The sequence below is a fragment of the Roseburia sp. CLA-AA-H209 genome, from assembly GCF_020687575.1.
GTDB lineage: Bacteria > Bacillota > Clostridia > Lachnospirales > Lachnospiraceae > Roseburia_C > Roseburia_C amylophila.
On the sequence record NZ_JAJEQU010000008.1, the window covers coordinates 83085 to 106992 of the forward strand.

Below are 23908 nucleotides of genomic sequence, written 5' to 3' on the forward strand. Positions count from 1 at the left end.
AAGAAAAACAAGGAGACATATAATGGATAACTTATTTACTAAGAAAGTGCCATTATACTTTGAGACTGATGAATCACAGTTGATAGTAGGTGATTCATTTAAAATTCTAACAAAAATGAAACCAGAATCCGTAGATATGATATTTGCGGACCCACCATATTTTTTAAGTAATGACGGAATTACCTGTCAGGGTGGAAAGATGGTTTCAGTAAATAAGGGCTCATGGGATAAGCTTTCAGAAGGCGGAACCAGTGTTGAAGAAAAACATAAGTTTAACAGAAAGTGGATTGGGTTATGTAAGAGAGTACTAAAGCCAAACGGCACAATATGGATATCAGGAACATTACACAATATATATTCGATTGGTATGGCATTGGAGCAGGAAGGCTTCAAGATAATCAATAATATTACATGGCAGAAAACAAACCCACCACCAAACTTAGCATGTCGATGCTTCACACATTCTACCGAGACTATCTTATGGGCAAGGAAGAATGAAAAGAAGTCTCGGCATTTTTTTAATTATCAGAAAATGAAAGAAATGAATGGTGGCAAGCAGATGAAGGATGTGTGGACGGGTTCATTGACAAAGCCATCCGAGAAGACAGAAGGAAAGCATCCTACACAGAAGCCAAAATATTTGCTGGAAAGAATAGTGTTGGCATCTACGGAAGATGGACAGATTATATTAGATCCGTTCTGTGGTTCAGGAACTACAGGGGTGGAGGCAGTAAAATTTGGACGAAAGTTTATAGGAATTGATGTCAGTGAAGAATACTTAGAGATATCGAAGAGAAGATTGGAGAAGGTATTAGCGAGTGAGAAAGAATATTGAAATATCTAATGAAAAGATAAATGAATTTTTAGAGCAGTTTTATGGCTATTTTGAAAGCGGATATGCATTCGAGGAATTTTTAAAAGTGTATCTTGAAAAGATTGGTTTAGATGAGGTTATTGTCACACAGCGTTCTTCAGATGGTGGAATTGATTTAGAGGCTGTAAGATATGGTGTTGGTGGTTTTGATGGGGCGGATGCTGTTGATTATTTTGTTCAGGCAAAGAGAAATAAACCAGGAACTACAATTCCTATTGAAAAAGTTAGGGCACTTAGAGGTGTGATGCCATCAGGCAGTAAAGGGATATTTATAACAACTGCAAGTTACTCAAAAAAGACAGAAGAATTTATAGAAGCAGATCCATCACGTCCGATAATACTTATAGATGGAAAATCACTTGTTGAAAGCTGTATTGATAACGAGATTGGTTTTGTATTTACACCTGTATTCAGTAAAGATGCAATGGACGCACTAAAGGATGAAACAGATGATTTGGTAAAAGAAGATGGAACAATCGCTGAAGAAAACGAAGAGATTAAGCTGGTTGTGGATAAACAGATTTCGGCTAATGACATTCGAGCAAGAATATTAAGATTACCAAAAGCTATTACAAATCGTTTACCAGAAGACGCACATAAAGTTAAAGTGATATTTAATGGACTGTCAACTAAAGAATTAACGGTAGCAAAGAATAGAGGATATCTTGCAGGCGTAACAGATTTGTATAAGAAATCTGGATTAATTGCTGAGGATGGTTCGTACAATCCATGTAAGGCAATTTGGAAATTTTCTGAAGATAAAATAGATATTACTATAAAGGAGCATTGATAGATGAGAGATTTTGATGAATGGCTGAGTAAATTCAGACCAAGTATATCAAGCTATGATTATTACATAGATTTTGCAAAGGTAATTAAGAATGTCGATGAAATCAAGGTGGAGCTTAACATTCTGAATTCATTAATCGGTTCTAAAAACATAGAAAATGAGTTTGAAAAGATTGTAACCAAGTATCCAGAAACATTAAAATGCATTCCATTATTGCTTGCAGTTCGTGGAAATGAGATTTATGCACAGGATGAGGACGGTGCATTTTTATATAATTTCAAGCAGATGGATTATAGCGTGGAGCAGTACAAGATATTCATGCGTAAGACTGGATTGTTTGATATGATTGCAAATCATATTGTGAATAACCTAGTTGACTATGCATTAGGTATAGAAACTGGTCTTGACTCTAATGGTCGTAAAAATCGTGGTGGCCATCAGATGGAGAATTTGGTTGAAAAGTATATTGTGGCAGCAGGATTTAAAAAGGATGTAAATTATTTTAAAGAAATGTATCTGAAGGACATTGAAGCCAAATGGAATATAGATTTATCCGCACTTTCAAATCAGGGCAAAGCTGCAAAGAGATTTGATTTTGTGGTTAAGACGGATAAGATGATATATGCAATTGAAACCAATTTCTATGCGAGTGGTGGTTCAAAGTTAAATGAAACGGCGAGAAGTTATAAGATGCTTTCTCAAGAGGCTGATATAATAGATGGCTTTACATTTGTATGGTTTACAGATGGAATTGGATGGAAGAGTGCCAGAGGTAATCTAAGAGAGACATTTGATGTTATGGATACGATTTACAATATTGAGGATATGGAGAATGGGGCTATGGAAAAGGTGTTTATTTAGTGACGAGCGTATGAAAGGAGAGGTTATTATTTTCGAAAACAAGAAAAATGATAAAAAACCAATTATCCAAACAAGTTGTTACAATGGAAGTGAGCCGATGCGTATATATCCGAATTGTGGAAAGGAAAAGCCACTTAGTGAATTTGGATATAGGAATATGGGAAATGGAAATATTAGGAATCAATCTTAGTGTAAAGAATGTAGATGAAAAATTGTTGAGAGGAATAGAAATGTCAAATTTTATTGAGAATTTGGATTGCCTATATGACGACGTTAGAGTTAAAAATAAGATTAGTCCATATAATAAGAATTTTGCACTTTACATACCAATAAAAGTTGAAGTGTATGGAAGGGAGTGTAAGGAGTTTATTATAAAAAAAGGACAGTTTACAAAATATTTGTATGTGAAGAATGGGTGTAGAGTGTATTTTTCAGATGCAGATATTCTTATGATGCTTCTTCAAATAAAAGCAAGTAGTACAATGGATTTATTAATAGAGGAGTTAAAAAAAATATATATGGATGAAGGGGAATCTTATGAAATTGTCATTGGAAAAGAATCATATGCTTTAAAGGGAATGAAGAAAATTGTAGATGGGCAAATACTTTCTAATCCAAAAGATATAGATATAACATTTGAAGATTTATTAATATTGATTAATTTAATTTTGGCGAAAGATATGATGTCTGTGTCGCTTTGGTTAGATAAACCCAACTTTTTAAAACAAACAACATCAAAATATATTTTATTATTGAAATATTACTATTATATGGATGAAAGAGCAAAGGCATATTTGGAAAATGTGGGATTTGATGTGGAAGGTGATATTTATTCAAATTATGACACACAAGAAAAAAGAGATGCAAAAATAAAGATTTTTTGTGATTTTGATTCATTTGAAAAAGCGGGAATAATATGATAGAATGAGTTAGGATCCTAGTAAGGCTTTTTGCCACCTCAGCGTTTGAGGTTAAAGCAATATAAATTTGGTTAAATTTGGTCGACGATGTCGATGTTTGGTTTAAAAGTAAATTTATTATATGAACCTTCTTATTTCGGCAACCTTGCCTCAATAAGAAGAACCCCATAATAAATTTTCTTTTTGCAAAGAATTATTTCCAAATTTAAGTAGGATCCTTTTTTTATGGAGAAAAAATGAAACGATACATATTTAGAGAAAAACAAATTGTAGATGAGTATAGGTATATTTTTTTGTGTGGAACTAAGTACGGAAGAAATAGTATGAAAGACAAGCGAAATGTAATTAGAAATTTTATTAAAACGAGTAATTCTTGTTATAAGCCAATAATTTTAGAAGACAATTTTATTTTCAAAAAGAATATGTCCAGATTTCTCGTATATGATGATATTTATATGAAGGATCTATATCAGGTTGAGATGCTGACAAACTATTTATCAGATAAAAATATAATTATTCATGAAAGTATTTCAACAGGGGCAGAGACTGGTTTGTTTTTAAGTGAAGAACAAATGGCTAAAAAAACATGTTTGTTAGTTCCGGATCAAATTGCGGTAGAAGAAGATAAGATTGGTCAGTTTATAAAACTTGCATTTTTAAGTGAAGCGAGCGACGTAAAAATTATAACATATTATCCAAGAGTAGAGAAGAATATTATTTCTAACGAGGTTATGAATTGGCATACATATTTTCATAAAGATATGATAGGTGAAAATCTTGGTAAAAATATTATGGAATTTCTCAAATGCGATGATTTGAAATATCAAATTCGATTTACTAAAAATATTAATAAAGTTAATGAAGGGATGATTCATTATTCGGTGATTGATGGTCGATTAGAAATCACAGCTTTACCTCGAATAATTATGCTATGTATAGCAACAATTTTTAATGTTGATGAATTTGAAGATGGAATATTTAATGCAGGATATAAGCAAATGAAAGAGTATATTGCCATTGTGAAAAAACACTTGCAACAAGTGTTTATAAATACAATAGTAGAGGAAACTGGTAAAGAAATATATTCTTGTTCTATTACTCCAAGAATGAATGTTGGAGGAGTTTATATATCTGGAGTTATAGGTATGTGTTTATATTTATTTCAAGCTGCAGAATTTATACAAATTGTAAAGGATGAAGATTATAAAGAAAGTGGTAAAGTTGAGATTACTAGAAAGATTGTGCAATGCAAGACGGGAATGAATCATTTCTTTTACAAAAAATATGATGAGTGCATAGGCTGTGCTGTTGATACACAGATAGTGTGAAAGGATTAACATGGACGAGGAATTAGTTGTTAAGTATATAAAAACAAAAAATAAAGTTCGAAAAATTGTCACATATAAGGAACGTGGGGAACTAAGGAAGTATCATGAAAAAGTAGTTGAATACTTAGATAAACATGTTATTGTATCAAAATTTGCAAAAGCTTATGCACCTAAAACATCTATTTATAAAAATGCGTATGCACATATGTACAATGATATATTCTTAAAAATGGATATTAAAGATTTTTTTCCTAGTATTAATCATAATTATTTAGCGGAATGTCTTTACCATGAAATTAACAAAAATACTTCGATTAGTAGAAGAGAGTGTTATGATATAGTTAAAAAATGTAGTGTAGGAAAAAAAGGATTGCCATTAGGTTTTGTGACATCACCGGCGTTAGCCAATCTTTATCTGAAAGAGTTTGATGGATTGTTATATGGAAAGTTAAAAAAAATGGATATAAAAAGACCGATATATACACGATATGCGGATGATATGGTTATTTCGTTTCAGAGCCAGGAAGACTATTTGGAAAAAATAGAATTGATAAGGAGTGAAATTGATAATTTATTAAAAAGAGTTCATTTGTCTATAAATCATAAAAAAACTAAAATAATTAATCTTGAGAAAACGAATCATGTTCGTATTACTGGAGTGAGTATAACAAAAGATAAAAATAATTATAGACATTTAAGTGTGGGGAGAAAATTAAAAAATCATATTTTTTGGTCTGCAATTAATCAATATGATAAGGAGGAAAAAGACTATAATGAAATTGCACACATAAAAGGATTATATTCATTTGTATTATCAATTGAAAAAAACGGTGTGGAAAATGGTTATTCAGATAAGATGAAATCCTTGCTTGTGGAACGTGGTTATGAAACATTAAAACAGTTACTTAGTTCGTTAGGCAATGACGAGTTGAATAAAAACGAAATAGATGATTTGGGGAGCCATTAATTAAACGCCCCATCGCCTCAACATACCCTTTCAACCCACCATCCTTGGCAGCCAGTTTGGCATATAGTCATGGTTCTTCTCTGGCAAGCCTTGTAAGATATGCAATATCAGAAGGAGCATCCAGACGAACAGAAGCGTTACATTTTTGACAGTTAAAAGAGATGTGGATTTGTTTATCAAGGCTAACCTCAACGCTGTCGGTTTCGGAGTTATATATAGCAAAGATTATCTTAATCATAAGTAGATCCTTTCGGGTGGCGATGTTTTGTAAATACGCTCACCACATATTTCATGCTTGTAGTATTTGTACGACAAAAGTGTACAAGCAATCTCACATATTGGAGAAGTCGTGGAATGCTTGGAGCAGTCCTCAGCATACAACACAAATGCAACACTGTTATCAACAAATCCCTTATTTCAGGGCTTTTCTCGTTCTCAAAACGTTAGTCAGAATCACAACGTTACAGAAAAAGTATTTTACACTCCAGGACTTATGTCCTGGGGTGTTTTTTTGTGATAATTGTGGTAGAATATACCTATCTAAAATTGTTTCGGAATAAAAAGAATCATAGAATGGAAAGAAAGAGGAAACAAATGGATTTTAATGCAGTTTATCATCAGGCAAGTGACAATTATTGTTATCCGCTGAATGAAGATGAGTTAATTATTAATATTAAGACAGGATATGATGTGCAATCAGTATCCATCATATTAGGAGACCCATTTGCTGCCGGTATCTTAGGCGGTGGAGAGCATTGGGATGGAACGGAAGAGGCAATCATTTATAAGAAGCGTCTGAAAAATCAGATTTGGTGGACAACGACCGTCCGACCGGAGTATAAACGTCTGAAATATTATTTTAAGTTACAGACAGAAAATGAAAGTTGGTTCTATTTTGAGGATGGATTTGTCAGTGATGAGCAGATGCATCTGGAAGGCAGAAGCCGCCAGTGTTTTGTATTTCCGTGGATGAATCCGTGTGATGTGCCGCGTACACCTGCATGGGTAAACGATACCGTGTGGTATCAGATTTTCCCGGACCGTTTCTGTAACGGCGACCATTCCATTGACCCGGAGGATGTAGTGCCGTGGCGTGAGCATGGCAGAGTGAAAAATGAGGAATGCTTTGGCGGAGATCTGGCTGGAATCACAAGTAAGCTGGATTACCTGCAGAATCTTGGAATCAATGGATTATACCTGACACCAATCAATGAGTCACCATCCAACCATAAGTATGATACGACGGATTATACAAAGATAGACCCACGGTTCGGAGATGAAGAGACATTGATTCATCTGGTGGAAGAAGCACATAAACGTGGCATCCGTGTAATGTTAGATGGCGTGTTTAATCATTGCGGATATTATTTTGCACCGTGGCAGGATGTTCTTGAAAAAGGACCGGAATCAGAATATTATGACTGGTTTATGATAAATGAATGGCCTTTTGACCGGAATGGAAAGGCTGCAAAGAAAAAACAGATTTATACCTTTGCCTTTTATGATGGAATGCCGAAAATCAATACCAATAACCCGGAAGTCAGAAAATATTTTGTAGACATCTGTGCAAACTGGGTGGAGCATTATGGTATTGACGGAATCCGTCTGGATGTGGCAAATGAGGTATCTCATCGATTCTGTAAGGAACTGCATGCCAGAGTAAAGGAAATTAACCCGGACATTTATATTTTAGGAGAAATCTGGCACAATGCACTTCCGTGGCTTCGCGGGGATGAATTTGATGCCGTTATGAATTATCCACTGGGACAAAGTATTAAGGATTTCTGGATTGATAAGAGTCTGACCAATGAGGATTTTGAGTATACGATTAACCGCTGCTATACAAGCTATATGCAGCAGACCAATGATGTGCTTTTCAATCTTCTGGATTCTCATGATACAAAGCGGCTTCGCTCGGATGTGAAAAATCTGGATGAGTATTTTGCGCAGATTGCAGTATTATTTGCAATGCCGGGCAGTCCTTGCATTTATTACGGAACGGAAATTGCAATGGAGGGAAGCTATGATCCGGATTGCAGACGTTGTATGCCTTGGAAGGATATTGAGGCTGGAAAATATGCTGAGCGCAGCAAAATTATTGCAACATTGATTCATCTGCGCAGACAGGAACCTCTTTTAAAAAGCCGCAATTTCCATTTCCCAAATGATTATGCCAAGTACAAGCGTGTTATCCAGTTCCGGAAAGTGGATTTTCCGGATTGTTATGTGGAGGTAATCATCAACTGCTGTGAAGAAGATGTAGAAGTGGAACAGCAGGGAGAAATCCTGCTTGCCCGCCACTACATTGATTCCACACTTTTGTCAAATGGTGTGTTGATAAGAAGAATAAGAAAGTAGATTAAAAAGGAAGAATATTTTGAAGAAAGAAGTAATTATAATGAAATGCATTATTTCTTTGCAATGCGGTCGGCCTCTGTAATTGGGCGGAGAACACGGCATGGATTACCGGCGGCAACGACATTGGAAGGAATATCCTTTGTGACGACGCTTCCGGCACCGATAATGGTATTTCCACCAATGGTGATACCTGGAAGAATGGTGACATCACCGCCCATCCAGACGTTATCGCCAATAGTAATCGGAAGCGCCTTTTCCAGCCCAAGATTGCGTTCTTCGGCGATAGTAGCATGAACGGCTGTATACATGCCGCAGTTTGGGCCGATAAAACAGTGGCTGCCAAGAGTGATTGGAGCACAGTCCATCAGATAGGCATTGTGATTGATAAAGCAATCAGAGCCAATGTTACAGTTATAACCATAATCGGTATAAAATGGGGAGAGAATGGTAACACGTTCACCCATTTTTGGAAGCAGTTTTTTAAGAATATCTTCCCGCAGCTCCTTTTCCTTTGGTGCAGTATGGTTGAAAGTGAAATATAAATCTTCGGCTTTCTCACGTTCTTCTGATAATTCCTGGTCATAATTGGCATCATACCAAAGTCCCAGCTTCATTTTTTCTGATTCTGTCATAGGAAACCTCCTGATTCGTTACAAATAGAAATTGTATAAAATTAATTGAAAATCATATTACAAAAACCACACATCCGGATTCGTAGATGAGATGCAGACTGCTCCAGCATTCAGCATGGAAACTACATCTTCTTTATCGGAAATGAGTCCGCCGGTAATAACCGGAACTTTTGAAAGCCGGCATATGCGGGATACAACCTTAGGCATTAGTGCCGGCAGGATTTCAATGTAATCCGGTTTTACAGAACGAAGCTGCTTTTCAATGCTGTCATAAGCCATGGAATCAATGACGAAGAATCGCAGAATCGTGGAAAGCTCTAATTCCCTGGCTCGTTTGATAAGGACTGGTTTTGTAGTGATAATTCCGTCGGCGTGGGTGTATTTGCGGATGAAATCCACAGCAATCTCTTTTCCGGACAGGCCATTGATTAAATCGATATGTACCATAGCCGTTTTCCCTGCAGCTTTGACCTTATCTACAATATCTGCAATATTGCAGATGTCTCCAAACAGGATAAAAATAACCTGACTGTCGCAGGTGAGACATTTTTTCAATCCTGCCATATCCTTGATGGCTGCAATAATCGGAGAATTATCCATAGCATCTTTACAATTTGAAAGCATAGTAAAACCGCCTTTCTACGCATCGTATTTTCGTATTTATAAATATTATACCGTCATTTCCGGAAATGATAAAGGAAAACTATAGGATAAAAAATATAAATTTGCGGAATTTTATGAACATACGGAACGCATGTAAAAACAAGTACGCCAGCATCCGACCCCTCAATCAGATACTGGCGCACCAAAACAGTTATTCCCCTGGAATAAATATTTATCAGAATGATGTGAATCATTTGATAACAATGAGATTATAATTTTGCAGGAACATTTTTTGTGGCAACAATATCCACGCCGGTACCTGCAACGTCCTGAACCAGAATATCTCCGATAGAAACCGGTGCAGGAACAGTGACGCCACAGAGAGCATTGATAATTGCAAAAATCTTTTCTTTTGGGATATCCTCTTTGGTTTTGCAGGACACCATCGGAATCGTGCCACCGGATACCCGGACGGTAGAAGTTACGATTCTGGTTGGATGGGTAACTTCCTTATGGGCATAAGCATCGCCGCGTTTGCAGGTGTTGCCGGTAACATCAAGAATTTCTGCATTTTCCATGGTTACGGTAATGGAGCAGCCTAAAGGGCAGCCGATACAGGTTAATTCACGTTTTTCCATCCTCTTACGCCTCCTCTATACAAATGGTAATCTGCTCTAAATCAGGGCAGTTGGTAAGCTGTTCTTTGGTAAGGACAACGGATTCCATTTCGCCCGGAGCCATAACCGGACGTTTCCGGAAGCTGATACGTTCTTTGCCGAAGTAAGTAGCAATTCCGCAGTTTTTATAAATTTGTCCCACACGGAACCGGACAGTAACTTTGTCTGCCATAGCCTCCGGCCGGATGTATTTTGGAACGGTATAGCGGACGCCACCGGTTGGAATAATTTCGACAGATGGCTGGCTGCATTCGGAAACGGATGCATTGGAATGCTGGCTGCTGGTATTACATGCATCAGCAGTATTGCCGGATAAAATATAATGTGCAGCATTCGCTCCGGCGATACCGGCTTCTTCAGAAACATAATCCACCAGGTCATGGACATGCAGGACATTTCCACAGGCAAAAACACCGGAAATACTGGTTTCTAAGCTGTCATTTACAACAGGACCGGAGGTGACCGGATTTAAAGTGACACCGGCACCGCGGCTTAATTCATTTTCCGGAATCAGACCACAGGATAAAAGGAGCGTATCGCAGGAATAATATTCTTCTGTACCGGCAATTGGCCTTCCATCGGAGCCGACTTCTGCAATGGTAACACCGGTGACACGCTCTTTTCCTTCAATATCAATAACGGTATGGCTTAATTTCAACGGAATATCAAAGTCATTCAGACATTGAACAATATTACGCTTGAGACCACCGGAATAAGGCATCAGTTCTGCTACGACTTTTACTTTGGCGCCCTCTAAGGTCATGCGGCGTGCCATAATCAGACCGATATCACCGGAGCCTAAGATAACGACTTCCCTGCCCGGCATATAGCCTTCCATATTGACAAGACGCTGTGCCGTTCCGGCGGAGTAGATACCTGCCGGACGATAGCCCGGAATATTAAGGGCACCACGGCTCCGTTCCCTGCAGCCCATGGCAAGGATAATTGCTTTTGCCTGAATCTCAAACATGCCATCTTTCCGGTTCATGGCAGTTATTTTTTTCTTATGGGAGATATCCATTACCATAGTGTTTAATTTGTAAGAGATGCCAAGAGCGAGTACTTTTTCAATAAAGCGGGAAGCATATTCCGGCCCGGTCAGCTCTTCCTTAAAGGTATGAAGGCCAAAACCGTTGTGTATGCACTGGTTTAAGATGCCGCCCAGTTCTTTGTCACGTTCAATAATGAGAATATCATTTATTCCATTTTCTTTTGCGGATACAGCGGCTGCAAGTCCTGCAGGACCGCCGCCAACGATTACTAAATCATGTGATTTCATGGCATTTCCTCCTGAATCTCTTTGTTATATCCATAGACAAACTGTGAAGAGCCACCACATTTGCTGATGTCCGTCATTTCTATAGGAACTTCTCTGGAAAGAATTTCCATGGTACGCGGGGAACAAAAACCTGCCTGACAGCGTCCCATGCCTGCTCTGGTACGACGCTTGATGGCATCTAAAGAGCGGGCACCCAGCGGGCGGTGAATAGCATCGAGAATTTCTCCTTCTGAAATCATTTCACAGCGGCAGATAATGTTTCCATAGGCAGGCTGCTTTTTGATCAGTTCATTTCTTTCTTCTAAGGAAAGCTCTTCTGGTCTTAAAATTCCTTTGCGGGTGGCAATGAAATTTTCTTTTTTGGTTAAATGCATCTTATCCTGCACCAGTCTGGCCATCATGACGCCAATGGCTGGTGCAGAGGAGAGCCCTGGAGATTCGATACCAGTGGCATCAAAGAAGCCGGGAGCATCAGCTGCTTCGCCAATGATAAAGTCGCCATTATCTTCATGGGCACGAAGTCCGGCAAAAGAAGTAATGACCTGACGCATCGGAAGATTCTTAACGCTGTGAGAGGCTTTTTCGGAAAGAGAAGCAAGTCCTTCTCTGGTGGTATTGATACCTTCTTTGTTATCGGTATCCTCTGCGGTCGGACCAACGAGAAGATTGCCGTGAACCGTAGGAGTAACCAGGACACCTTTTCCCATTTTACCCGGTAGCTGGAAAATCGTATGGGATACATGAGTTCCGGCAGATTTATCAAGAAGCTGGTATTCACCTTTCCGGGCGGTAATGTGAAGTTTTTTGCTGCTTACCATATTGTGAAAAACATCGGCATATACACCGGCAGCGTTGATAACAGTTTTTGCGGTGATATCCTGCTTATCAGTGGAAATCAGGTATCCATCTTCTAGGCTGGTGATAGAAGTTACAGCAGTATTTAAAAAGAATTCAACGCCATTTGCAACGGCATTTTCTGCGAAGGCAATTGTCATATGAAACGGACAGACAATACCACCTGTGGGCGCGTAGAGAGCACTTGTGACATGATTGTCTAAATTTGGTTCCATGGTGTGTAAGGCTTCGCGGTCAAGAATGCGTAAGTCTTTGACCCCGTTTTCTTTCCCCTGTTCCAAAAGACGTTCCAATTCGCTGGCATCCTGTTCATCGGTGCAGACCACCAGAGAACCGTTTCGTACAAAAGGAATGTCCAGATCCTTAGAGAGAGTATCCATCATGGCATTTCCTTCTACATTAAGCTTTGCTTTCAGTGTGCCCGGTTTTGCGTCAAATCCGGCGTGGATAATGGCACTGTTGGCTTTGGAGGTTCCGCAGCAGACATCCTCTTCCCGTTCAATGACACAGATGCCTGCCTGATAGCGGGATAACTCTCTGGCAATGGCACAGCCGGTGACTCCGGCACCAATAATTGCAATATCGTACATATAAAACTCCTTTCTGCTGGCAACAAAAAAAGCAAGATAAATAAAAGCGATACTCTCGCTCTTCTTTACCTTGCTCTCATCTCTTGGTAATTCAATCTTTATTTATACATATTATAACATGAATTGGAATGGGTGACAATTCCTTTTTTACAGTAAAATGAAAAACATAATTTAGGCGAGTGACGAGAAAATGTCAGAAAATTTGAAAAACAGGTATCACAAAGTTTTGCCCTATGCTATACTAGAACTATGGGAAAAACAGAGCATCAGAAACTGAAAATATTATATATATTAGAACTGCTGTATGAACAGACGGATGAGAAGCATGCTGTCAGGATGAGGGATATTATAGCATATCTGAATCAGAAAGGTATTTCGGCAGAACGCAAAAGTATTTATCGGGATTTGGAGATGCTGCAGGACTTTGGTGTGGATATTTTAAGGGAACAGGAGTACCGAGGCGGATATTATATCGGAAGCCGTGATTTTGAACTGGCAGAATTGAAACTTTTGGTGGATGCGGTGCAGTCATCGAAGTTCATTACACAGAAGAAATCAAGAGAGCTGATACATAAGTTGGAGAAGCTGGTCAGCGTCTATGAGGCAAAACAGCTTCAGCGTCAGGTAGTGGTAACCAACCGGAATAAGACCATTAATGAGAATATTTATTATAACATTGATATGATTTACAACGGAATTTCCGGAGATGTAAAAATCCGTTTCCAGTATTTTTCGTGGAATATCGAAAAGGAAATGGAGCTTCGGCGGGACGGAGCATTTTACGAGGTGAGTCCGCTGGTGCTTTCCTGGGATGATGAGAATTATTATCTTATAGCATATGATGAGGAAGATAAGATTATCAAGCATTTCCGCGTGGATAAGATGCTTAAGATTTCACTGACCAGAAAGAAACGGGAAGGTCTTAAGCAGTTTGAAACCTTTGATATTGCATCTTATTCAAAGAAAACTTTTGGTATGTTTGCCGGTGAGGAAGAAACGGTGACACTGCTTTGTGAAAATGATATGATTGGTGTGGTGATTGACCGGTTTGGGCAGGAAGTAAATGTCAGAAAAGCAGATGATATGCATTTTAGAGCAAGACTTCATGTGGCAGTCAGCGGACAGTTTTACGGCTGGCTTTGTGGTCTTGGAGAAAAGGTTGAGATTATCGAGCCGGCAGAGATGAGAGAAAAATATGTGACATATCTTCAGAAGATACAGAATAAATACAGTTAGCAGGTGATGGGAAGAATGGAGACAGAAGTTAAGTATTGTAAGATGTGCAGAAAGGCATTGCCGCCTTTGTCAGACAGGGAATACTGTTATGCCTGTGAGGAACTGCTTCTTTTTGATAAAGTGCGGGAATTTGTACGAAACAATGATGTAAATGAATATCAGGTGGCAGAGTATTTTGATATTCCGGTACGAATGGTAAAGCAGTGGATTAAAGAGGGAAGAATTGAATATAAAGAAAAGGATAAAGCAGGTATTATGTCGAATTATTGTTCCCGGTGCGGACAGCCGGTTTCCTTTGGAACACTTTGTCCACAGTGCCTGCGTCTTTTAAATGGAGAAAAGGCCAGAATGATTGGCTTCTCAAAACCGGAAGAAGGGGAAGAGGGCGAGATGCGTTTCTTAGACGGAGAAAGAAAGTAAGCAGTACTGCTTTGATTTTTGGTTATATTTGTAAAACAGAAACAGCCTGTGATTTTCATGATGTATCATGAAAATCACAGGCTGTTTTTAAAATAAAGTCTATTTCTGCTTTCTGATTTCAGTTGCTGCTTTAATAAAGCCTTTGAATAAAGGATGTGGACGGTTTGGCCTGGATTTTAATTCTGGATGGGCCTGGGTTGCAACGAACCAAGGGTGTCCAGGAATTTCTACCATTTCTACGATACGTCCATCCGGAGAAAGACCACACAGCTTCATACCGTTTTCAGTAAGAATGTTACGGTAATCATTGTTCACTTCGTATCTGTGACGATGTCTTTCGTGGATGGTTTCTTCTCCGTAAACCTGATAAGCAAGGGAAGCAGTATCCAGAACACATGGGTAAGAACCGAGACGTAAGGTTCCACCGATGTCTTCAATGCCATCCTGATCCGGCATCAGAGCAATAACAGGATGTGTGGTATTCGGGTCCAATTCGATGCTGTGCGCGTCATTGAGTTTGCAGACGTGTCTTGCATATTCAATGATAGCAACCTGCATACCAAGACAGAGACCAAGGTATGGAATTTTATGTTCTCTTGCATATTTTGCAGCAGTAATCATTCCTTCTACACCACGGTCACCGAAACCACCCGGTACAATAATTCCGTCAGAATTACCAAGAATTTCTTCTGCGTTTTCATCATTTAATAATTCGGAATCTACCCAGTTTAAATTAACGGTTGCACGCTCGGCAATTCCACCATGTTTTAATGCTTCTACAACAGAGATATAAGCATCATGAAGCTGTGTATATTTTCCGACTAAGGAGATATTTACTTCCTGAATCGGATTGCGTAATGCTTCAACCATATCGGTCCAGTCTTTTAAATCCGGCTCCGGACATGGAAGATGAAGAGAATCACAGGCAACCTTTGCCAGATTTTCTTTTTCCATGGCAAGTGGTGCTTCGTAGAGATATTCTACGTCCAGATTCTGCAGCACATGGTCATTTGGCACATTACAGAATAAAGCAATTTTATCTTTTAAGCCCTGGTCTAAAGGATGCTCGGAACGGCATACGATAATATCCGGCTGGATACCCATTCCCTGTAATTCCTTTACACTGGACTGTGTCGGTTTGGTCTTTAATTCACCGGATGCCTTGATATAAGGAATCAGTGTTACATGAATCAGAATTGCATTTTCATGTCCGACTTCATGCTGGAACTGTCTGATGGACTCTAAGAAAGGCTGGCTTTCAATATCTCCAACAGTACCACCTACTTCAATGATGGCAATATGGGTATCATTGGAAGTAAAGTTACGGTAGAATCGGCTCTTGATTTCATTGGTAATATGTGGAATTACCTGAACAGTACCTCCACCAAAGTCTCCACGGCGTTCTTTCTGAAGTACAGACCAGTAAACCTTTCCGGTAGTAACGTTAGAATTCTTGGTAAGACTTTCATCAATGAAACGTTCATAATGGCCTAAATCCAGGTCGGTTTCTGCTCCATCATCGGTAACGAAAACTTCACCGTGCTGGATTGGATTCATGGTACCCGGGTCAATATTGATATACGGGTCAAATTTCTGCATAGTAACCTTGTAGCCTCTGGCTTTTAACAGACGGCCAAGTGATGCAGCAGTAATGCCTTTTCCGAGACCGGAAACAACTCCACCGGTGACAAAGACGTATTTTACAGGCATGGTAGTTCCTCCTTAAATGTGTGTATATGGTTAAAACTTAGATAGACCGACAGTGAATGCGCCGTCGGTCTCATTTTTTCTCAAACTTAGTCTATTATACAACGACAGTAAAAATAAATCCACAAAAATTTATAAAATATTTAGAAAAGAAAGGAAAACTTAACAGAGTTATTATTGATTTATCCGGGCAGATTACATATAATAAGAACTATATTTTGGGAGAGTTTCGAGAATCATATACGGAGGATACAATGGATAACCTGTTTAATAATGGAAATAATAATCAGAATGGTGGAAATAATAACCAGAATAATGGGAATAATAATCAGAACGGCGATAAAAAGGGCGGTAATGGCCAGATGATACTGGCATTTGTTATCATTACTCTTGTGACGCTGTTCTTTATGAGTCTTTTAAACCGTTGCAGTGCAGATATGACTTCCCAGCGGATTACCTATACGGAATTTGTCCAGATGGTAAAGGATGACAAGGTAGAAAAGGTCGAAGTAGGTGCAAACCAGTATAATATCACACCAAAGTCAGATGATAAGACGTTGGTAAAGATGACCTATTATACCGGATTTATTAAAGATGAAAATTTATTAGATCTCTTAAATAAACACAAGGTAGAAATTGACGGATATATTCCGAATAATACATCGACATGGGTATTTAATATTTTAAGTATTGTATTGCCTTTGATTATTATCTGGATTATTTTTGGCGCAGTCATGAAGAAGGCCGGTGGCGGAATGATGGGAGTCGGCAAGAGCAATGCCAAAGTATATGTAGAAAAGACAACCGGTGTAACCTTTAAGGATGTTGCCGGACAGGATGAAGCAAAAGAATCTTTACAGGAAGTGGTAGATTTCCTGCATAATCCGAAAAAATACCGTGAAATCGGAGCAAAACTTCCGAAGGGAGCATTGCTTGTAGGACCTCCTGGAACCGGTAAAACGCTGCTTGCCAAGGCAGTTGCCGGAGAAGCAAATGTTCCGTTCTTCTCACTGGCCGGTTCTGACTTTGTAGAGATGTTTGTAGGTGTCGGTGCATCCCGGGTAAGAGATTTGTTTAAGGATGCCCAGAAACAGGCACCATGTATCATATTTATTGATGAGATTGATGCCATCGGCAAGAGCCGTGACAGCAGATTCGGCGGTGGAAATGATGAGCGTGAGCAGACCTTAAACCAGCTGCTGGCAGAGATGGATGGATTTGATACTTCAAAGGGGCTTTTAGTTCTGGCAGCAACAAACCGTCCGGAAGTACTGGATAAAGCGTTACTTCGCCCGGGCCGGTTTGACCGTAGAATTATTGTAGACAAACCGGATTTGAAGGGTCGTCTTGAGACGCTGAAGGTACACTCCAAAGATGTGCATATGGATGAATCCGTAGATTTGGAAGCAATTGCTCTGGCAAGTGCTGGACTGGTTGGCTCCGATCTTGCAAATATGATTAATGAAGCGGCTATTAATGCAGTAAAACATAACCGTAAATTTGTAAATCAGAGTGATTTGTTTGAAGCCTTTGAAATCGTGGCAGTTGGTGGAAAAGAGAAGAAAGACCGTGCCATGAGTAATCATGAGAAGAAGATTGTTTCTTATCATGAAGTAGGTCATGCAATGGTTACTGCATTACAGAAGAATACAGAACCGGTACAGAAAATTACTATCGTACCAAGAACCATGGGGGCATTGGGATACACCTTGCAGACACCGGAAGAAGAGAAATTTCTTGAGACCAAGGATGAATTAATTGCCAAGATAACGACTTATATGGCAGGCCGTGCAGCAGAGGAACTGGTATTCCATTCTGCAACCAGTGGAGCAGCAAATGATATTGAAAATGCGACCAAGATTGCAAGGGCAATGATTACACAGTTTGGTATGTCAGATAAATTTGGCATGATGAGTTTGGCTTCTGTAGATAATGCATATCTGGATGGTGCAGCACATTTGAATTGCGGCGATGAGACAGCGGCACAGATTGATGAAGAAGTCCGTACCATGATTCATAACTGCTATCAGGAGGCATATCAGCTCTTAGAAGAGAATCGCGAGGTATTAGACCATATTGCGGATTATTTATATGAACATGAAACCATTACGGGTAAAGAATTTATGAAGATATTCCGTGAGTTAAAAGGGCTGCCGGATCCGGATGAGGAAAAGAAGGAAGAAGAGGACCAAAAAGAAGAGAACGGGAATGACGTTTAATATTAAAGAAGAATTAAAGAAGCTTCCGGATCAGCCGGGGGTCTATATCATGCATGATGCCAGTGATGCCATTATTTATGTAGGTAAGGCAGTAAGCCTTCGGAACCGGGTACGTCAGTATTTTCAGGCGTGTCATGACGAAGGAATCAAGAAAGACCAGATGGTAAAGAAGATTACCCGGTTTGAATATATTATCACTGATTCGGAATTAGAAGCACTGGTATTAGAATGCAATTTAATAAAAGAGTACAGACCGAAGTATAATACCATGCTCCGGGATGATAAGACTTATCCCTATATAAAGGTGACTCTGGGGGAAGAATTCCCCAGGGTTCTCTTTTGCCGTCAGCTGAAAAAAGACAAATCCAGATATTTTGGTCCATATACCAGTGCCGGTGCGGTGAAAGATACGATAGATTTGTTGAAAAAAATTTATCATTTAAGAACCTGCAACCGGGTATTGCCAAGAGATATTGGAAAAGAACGTCCGTGCCTTAATTACCATATTCATCAGTGTCAGGCACCCTGTCAGGGGTATATTTCCAAAGAGGAGTACCGGGAGAAAATCAATCAGGCAGTAGATTTCTTAAATGGCAATTATCAGCCGGTTTTAAAAGAATTAGAAGAGCGGATGATGCAGGCATCGGAAAATATGGATTTTGAGCGGGCAATTGAGTACCGGGAACTTTTAAACAGTGTAAAACAGGTGGCACAGAAGCAGAAAATCACCAGTTCCGACGGAGAGGATAAAGATATAATAGCTCTTGCAGCCGATGACCGGGATGCGGTAGTTCAGGTATTCTTTATCCGGAGTGGCAGGCTTATAGGAAGAGAACACTTTTATGTAACTATTGCCAATGAAGACAGTAAGGAACAGATACTGGCAACATTTTTAAAGCAGTTCTATTCCGGAACACCATATATCCCAAAGGAAATCATGCTGCAATATGCAGTTGAGGATGCAGCAGTTATTGAAGACTGGCTGACTAAGAAGCGTGGTCAGAAGGTAGTACTCCGGGTACCACAGAAAGGAATGAAGGAAAAACTGGTAGAGCTGGCAGAGAAAAATGCCGCACTGGTATTGTCCCAGGACAGGGAAAAACTAAAGCGTGAAGAAGGCAGGACAATCGGTGCAATGAAAGAAATTGCATCCTGGCTGGATTTAGAAAAGTTAGAACGCGTGGAAGCCTATGATATTTCCAATATCAATGGATTTGAAACGGTAGGTTCCATGGTGGTTTATGAAAAGGGAAAACCACAGCGCAGTGATTACCGGAAATTTAAGTTAAGAACTATTACGGGACCGGATGATTATGCATCCATGCACGAGGTTCTGACCCGCAGATTTACCCATGGACAGGAAGAAAGGAAAATTTTACAAAAAAAAGGGCTGGATGACCAATATGGGGGATTTACAAAATTCCCGGATTTGATTATGATGGATGGTGGAAGAGGTCAGGTAAATATTGCTCTTCAGGTGCTGGATGAACTGCATCTTTCCATACCGGTCTGTGGAATGGTAAAAGATGATCATCACAGGACGAGAGGATTATATTATCAGAATATAGAGATACCGATAGACACTTCCGGTGAAGGATTTCATCTGATTACAAGAATACAGGATGAAGCACATCGGTTTGCTATAGAATATCATCGTTCTTTACGAAGTAAGGAACAGGTGCATTCTGTGCTGGATGATATCCCGGGAATCGGGCCGGCACGAAGAAAGGCGCTGATGCGAAGGTTCCAGTCCTTAGACGCAATTCGCAGTGCATCCATAGAAGAATTGTCTGGGACAGAAGCGATGAACGAAAAAGCAGCGGAAGAAGTATTCCGCTTTTTCCACAGGGGAGAGGAAAAAGAAAAAGAAAAAGGAGAATTACTATGACCAAAGAAGAAAAATTCAAAAACAAAAGTATCAAGAAAAAAGTTAATGATGCATTTAACATGATATTCAGGCTGTATTTTACAACAGTAGCGTTAGCCTGCCTGGGATTGATTCTGCTGTCAGTGGTGCCGGATGCGTTCCGTATTCCGGTTCTGGTTATCTGCATTGTGATTATGCTGACAATCGTAGTAGTAAGTGTTACTTTAACCGGCCGGGAATCCAAGTGGTTAATTTATTATATTGTAAAACCAATCCGGGAATTAAAAGATGTAGCAGAGCATCTTTCCCATGGAGAATTACATGAGAAAGTAACTTATCAGTCAGAAGATGAAATCGGAGAACTGGCAAACCAGTTCCGTAATATGGAAGATACTTTACAGAAAATTGTTGGCGATTTACAGAATATTTTAAAAGAATTTGCACAGGGTAATTATACCGTACATTCTTCATGCAAAGAAGCATATGTGGGAGAATTTGAAACAGTGATGGAAGAACTGGTAAGCACCATCCAGAACGTAAGCAGTACATTATGTCTGATTAAGGAATCTTCTAATCAGGTAGCCGCCGGTTCTGAACAGCTTGCAATCAGCTCCCAGGATCTGGCAAAGGGTGCAACAGACCAGTCTATTGCAGTAGATAATCTGGTGGAGAATGTTTCAAAGGTTACAGAGCAGGTTGTTGCAAACAGCAAGTCAACAGATATTGTACATGACCGTGCAAAGAGCGTAGGAATGGAAGCAAATGTCAGCCAGAACAAGATGCGGGAACTTATGGAGGCAATGGAACGTATCTCGACAACATCCAAAGAGCTGGAAAGAGTTATTACTGAAATTGATGGTATTGCAAGCCAGACTAACCTTCTTTCCCTGAATGCATCCATTGAGGCGGCAAGAGCTGGAGAAGCAGGAAAGGGATTTGCAGTTGTTGCGGAGCAGATTCGTATGCTGGCTGAAAGCAGTGCAGAATCTGCAGAGACATCCAAGCATTTACTGGAGACAAACCAGGTAGAAGTAGAACATGGAAATGAAGTAACACAGCAGACATCGGAATCATTAAATAAGGTTATTACAGAACTGGATACTATTATTACAGAAGTTGCTAATATCAGAATTGCTTCTGACCGCCAGGCAGTGTCAGTAAAAGAAATTGAAGATGGTGTAAAACAGATTGATGATGTTATTCAGACCAATTCTGCAGCATCCCAGGAGGCATCAGCAACCAGTGAAGAATTGTCTGCAGAGGCAACTTCTTTAGATGAACTGGTAGATCGTTTCAAATTATTAGAACAGTAAAGAATTATAAAAATACAGGGGCGAAGATAAGGAAGGAGTCATGCCATGGAAGGTGTAGGAATTGAGAAAATCGTAAAAAAACTGCAGTTAAAGAAATATATTGAGGATATGGAATTAAAGGGACACCGCATCAGACTTGCGGATGTAAACCGTCCGGCATTACAGCTGAGCGGATATTTTGAACATTTCGAGCAGTCCCGTGTACAGATTATCGGTATGGTAGAATATACATACCTGCAGCATTTGAATGTTTCAGAAAAGGACAGCATTTACAGCCGGTTCTTAAAATATGATATACCATGTGTTATTTTCTGCAGGGATTTACAGCCGGATGACCTGTTCTTACAGAGGGCAAAGGAAAATAATGTGCCGGTATTCGGAACAGGCAGAAGCACATCAGAATTCATGGCGGAGCTGATTTATCTTTTAAGTGAAGAGCTTGCTCCGTGTATTACCATCCATGGTGTGCTGGTAGACGTTTACGGTGAGGGACTTCTGATTACCGGTGAAAGCGGAATCGGTAAGAGTGAAGCAGCACTGGAACTGATTAAGCGAGGACATCGTCTGGTAACAGATGATGTGGTAGAAATCCGTAAAATCAATGAGCATACCTTAACCGGCACATCACCGGATATCACCAGATACTTCATTGAGTTAAGAGGTATCGGAATCATTGATGTAAAGACTTTGTTCGGTGTTGAGTGTGTAAAAGAGAAACAGAATATCGATCTCGTAATTAAACTGGAAGACTGGAAGAAAGATAATGAGTATGACCGCCTTGGTCTTGAGGAAGAATATACAGAGTTACTTGGAAATAAAGTAGTATGTCATTCCCTTCCAATCCGTCCAGGCCGAAATCTGGCAGTTATCTGCGAGGCTGCAGCCGTTAACCACAGACAGAAGAAGATGGGTTACAATGCAGCTCAGGAATTGTATCGTCGTGTACAGGCAAATCTGAACAAGAAGGACGACGAGGAAGAAGAGTAAAAGGAGATTCATTCATATGGAACGAGAAGTAGCATGGAATCATTACAGTGAAGAAGAGAAGAAGAAAGTTTTTGAATTTGCAGAAGAGTATCGTAAATTTATATCAGCATGTAAGACAGAAAGAGAATGTGTACGCACTTTGGTAGAGCGGGCAGAGACAGCAGGATATCTTGATATAAAGAAAGTGATTGCAGAAGGAATAAAACTGGAATCCAGTGCAAGAGTGTATGCAGATAATAATGGAAAAGCACTTGCTATGTTCATTGTAGGAAAGAAACCAATGGAAGAGGGCATGCGGATTCTCGGCGCACATGTGGATTCTCCGAGAATGGATTTAAAACAGAATCCATTCTATGAAGATACCGGGCTTGCTATGTTAGATACCCATTATTATGGTGGTGTGAAGAAATACCAGTGGGTAACACTTCCGCTGGCATTGCATGGTGTAGTGGCAAAGAAAGACGGAAGTGTAGTAGAGGTAAATATTGGAGATAAGCCGGGAGACCCGGTATTTGGTGTCAGTGATTTACTGATTCATCTTGCCGGTGAGCAGATGGAAAAGAAAGCAGCAAAGGTTATTGAAGGAGAAAACTTAGACCTTCTGATTGGAAGTATTCCGCTTGCAGGTGAAGAAAAAGAAAATGCCAAGGATACGGTAAAAGAAAATATCCTTGGAATCTTAAAAGCGGAATATGGAATTGAGGAAGAAGATTTCCTGTCCGCAGAGATTGAAGTAGTACCAGCCGGAGAAGCAAGAGATTATGGATTTGACCGGAGCATGATTATGGGGTACGGACATGATGACAGAGTCTGTGCGTATCCATCCTTTGAGGCAATGCTGGCAAAAAACGAAACACCGGAATATACCAGTGTATGTCTCCTAGTAGATAAAGAAGAAATCGGCAGCGTGGGAGCAACCGGGATGCAGTCGAGATTTTTTGAAAATATGACAGCAGAAGTGATGGCAGCAGCAGGACAGTATACAGAACTTGCACTGCGTCGTGCATTGCAGAATTCCCATGTATTATCCTCTGATGTCAGTGCGGCATTTGACCCCAATTATCCGTCCGTTATGGATAAGAAAAATGCAGCATATTTTGGAAAAGGAATGGTATTTAATAAATATACCGGTTCCAGAGGAAAGTCAGGTTCTAATGATGCCAGTGCAGAATATGTTGGAAAATTGCGTGCAGTGATGGACGATGGTAATGTATTTTATCAGACTGCAGAATTAGGTAAAGTAGACCAGGGTGGCGGCGGAACCATCGCGTATATTCTGGCAAATTATGGAATGCAGGTAATTGACAGTGGTGTGGCAGTTTTAAATATGCATGCACCATGGGAAATTATCAGTAAAGCAGATTTATATGAAGCATATAAAGGTTATGTAGCATTTTTGGCTTCATAGAGAAATATAAAATGGGA

The 23908-nt window shown here is 39.6% G+C and carries 20 protein-coding genes; 14 read left to right on the top strand and 6 right to left on the bottom strand.

The window, feature by feature from the left end; genetic code table 11:
- Positions 1–22 precede the first annotated feature (22 nt).
- The 7 genes from LKD41_RS09310 to LKD41_RS09340 all read left to right on the top strand — a co-directional run bounded on the left by LKD41_RS09310 (position 23) and on the right by LKD41_RS09340 (position 8098).
- A complete protein-coding gene (locus LKD41_RS09310; protein ID WP_227701012.1) occupies positions 23–835 on the top strand; it encodes a DNA-methyltransferase in 813 nt (270 codons plus the stop codon).
- Positions 819–1664 (top strand): restriction endonuclease, encoded by an 846-nt coding sequence (locus LKD41_RS09315; RefSeq protein WP_227701013.1) that lies wholly within the window; start codon positions 819–821, stop codon positions 1662–1664. Before LKD41_RS09310 ends, LKD41_RS09315 begins: the two co-directional genes overlap by 17 nt.
- Before the next feature lie 3 nt (positions 1665–1667).
- The gene (locus LKD41_RS09320; RefSeq protein ID WP_227701014.1) at positions 1668–2525 is read left to right on the top strand and encodes a type II restriction endonuclease; all 858 of its coding nucleotides are present in this window, start codon (positions 1668–1670) and stop codon (positions 2523–2525) included.
- Between the two features lie 164 nt (positions 2526–2689).
- The gene (locus LKD41_RS09325) at positions 2690–3445 is read left to right on the top strand and encodes a hypothetical protein (RefSeq protein ID WP_227701015.1); all 756 of its coding nucleotides are present in this window, start codon (positions 2690–2692) and stop codon (positions 3443–3445) included.
- Between the two features lie 236 nt (positions 3446–3681).
- Positions 3682–4773, top strand: coding sequence for a hypothetical protein (locus LKD41_RS09330; protein WP_227701016.1), 1092 nt, complete (start codon positions 3682–3684; stop codon positions 4771–4773).
- 10 nt (positions 4774–4783) lie between these two features.
- Positions 4784–5740, top strand: a complete 957-nt coding sequence (locus LKD41_RS09335; protein ID WP_227701017.1) for a reverse transcriptase domain-containing protein — start codon at positions 4784–4786, stop codon at positions 5738–5740.
- A 594-nt stretch (positions 5741–6334) separates the two neighbouring features.
- Positions 6335–8098 carry a glycoside hydrolase family 13 protein gene (locus LKD41_RS09340; protein ID WP_227701018.1) on the top strand — a complete coding sequence of 588 codons (1764 nt, stop codon included), beginning with the start codon at positions 6335–6337 and terminating at the stop codon, positions 8096–8098.
- Positions 8099–8148: 50 nt separating this feature from the next.
- Here the strand turns inward: LKD41_RS09340 and LKD41_RS09345 are convergent, their stop codons facing one another.
- The 5 genes from LKD41_RS09345 to LKD41_RS09365 form a co-directional block, all read right to left on the bottom strand.
- Complete coding sequence (locus tag LKD41_RS09345; protein ID WP_117696640.1) at positions 8149–8730, bottom strand: sugar O-acetyltransferase; 582 nt, start codon at positions 8728–8730, stop codon at positions 8149–8151.
- 57 nt (positions 8731–8787) lie between these two features.
- Positions 8788–9354, bottom strand: a complete 567-nt coding sequence (locus LKD41_RS09350; RefSeq protein ID WP_118541974.1) for a glycerol-3-phosphate responsive antiterminator — start codon at positions 9352–9354, stop codon at positions 8788–8790.
- A 248-nt stretch (positions 9355–9602) separates the two neighbouring features.
- Entirely contained in the window at positions 9603–9971 is a 369-nt protein-coding gene (locus tag LKD41_RS09355) for a DUF1667 domain-containing protein (protein WP_227701019.1), read from the bottom strand.
- Positions 9972–9975: 4 nt separating this feature from the next.
- A complete protein-coding gene (locus LKD41_RS09360) occupies positions 9976–11289 on the bottom strand; it encodes an NAD(P)/FAD-dependent oxidoreductase (RefSeq protein WP_227701020.1) in 1314 nt (437 codons plus the stop codon).
- Positions 11286–12734, bottom strand: a complete 1449-nt coding sequence (locus tag LKD41_RS09365; protein WP_227701021.1) for an NAD(P)/FAD-dependent oxidoreductase — start codon at positions 12732–12734, stop codon at positions 11286–11288. The genes LKD41_RS09360 and LKD41_RS09365 overlap by 4 nt, the downstream gene beginning before the upstream one ends.
- 249 nt (positions 12735–12983) lie before the next feature.
- Here LKD41_RS09365 and LKD41_RS09370 point away from each other — a divergent pair, with 249 nt between their 5' ends.
- Both LKD41_RS09370 and LKD41_RS09375 read left to right on the top strand, forming a co-directional pair.
- Positions 12984–13970: a helix-turn-helix transcriptional regulator gene (locus LKD41_RS09370; protein WP_227701022.1), complete on the top strand. Its 987-nt coding sequence runs from the start codon at positions 12984–12986 to the stop codon at positions 13968–13970.
- Positions 13971–13985: 15 nt separating this feature from the next.
- On the top strand, positions 13986–14390 hold the full coding sequence (locus tag LKD41_RS09375) for a hypothetical protein (RefSeq protein ID WP_022243589.1): 405 nt from the start codon (positions 13986–13988) through the stop codon (positions 14388–14390).
- 99 nt (positions 14391–14489) lie between these two features.
- On the opposite strand, the gene LKD41_RS09380 is transcribed toward LKD41_RS09375, so the two are convergent.
- On the bottom strand, positions 14490–16100 hold the full coding sequence (locus LKD41_RS09380; protein ID WP_117842220.1) for a CTP synthase: 1611 nt from the start codon (positions 16098–16100) through the stop codon (positions 14490–14492).
- A 251-nt stretch (positions 16101–16351) separates the two neighbouring features.
- Here LKD41_RS09380 and ftsH point away from each other — a divergent pair, with 251 nt between their 5' ends.
- Genes ftsH through LKD41_RS09405 form a run of 5 tightly spaced genes read left to right on the top strand, consistent with a single transcriptional unit; the run spans position 16352 to position 23891 of the window.
- Positions 16352–18316: an ATP-dependent zinc metalloprotease FtsH gene (gene ftsH / locus LKD41_RS09385; protein ID WP_117947729.1), complete on the top strand. Its 1965-nt coding sequence runs from the start codon at positions 16352–16354 to the stop codon at positions 18314–18316.
- A complete protein-coding gene (gene uvrC / locus LKD41_RS09390) occupies positions 18306–20204 on the top strand; it encodes an excinuclease ABC subunit UvrC (RefSeq protein ID WP_227701023.1) in 1899 nt (632 codons plus the stop codon). Before ftsH ends, uvrC begins: the two co-directional genes overlap by 11 nt.
- On the top strand, positions 20201–21496 hold the full coding sequence (locus LKD41_RS09395; RefSeq protein ID WP_227701024.1) for a methyl-accepting chemotaxis protein: 1296 nt from the start codon (positions 20201–20203) through the stop codon (positions 21494–21496). The genes uvrC and LKD41_RS09395 overlap by 4 nt, the downstream gene beginning before the upstream one ends.
- Positions 21497–21541: 45 nt before the next feature.
- Positions 21542–22483: an HPr(Ser) kinase/phosphatase gene (gene hprK / locus LKD41_RS09400; RefSeq protein WP_227701025.1), complete on the top strand. Its 942-nt coding sequence runs from the start codon at positions 21542–21544 to the stop codon at positions 22481–22483.
- A gap of 16 nt (positions 22484–22499) precedes the next feature.
- Positions 22500–23891 (top strand): aminopeptidase, encoded by a 1392-nt coding sequence (locus tag LKD41_RS09405; RefSeq protein ID WP_227701026.1) that lies wholly within the window; start codon positions 22500–22502, stop codon positions 23889–23891.
- Positions 23892–23908 lie beyond the last annotated feature (17 nt).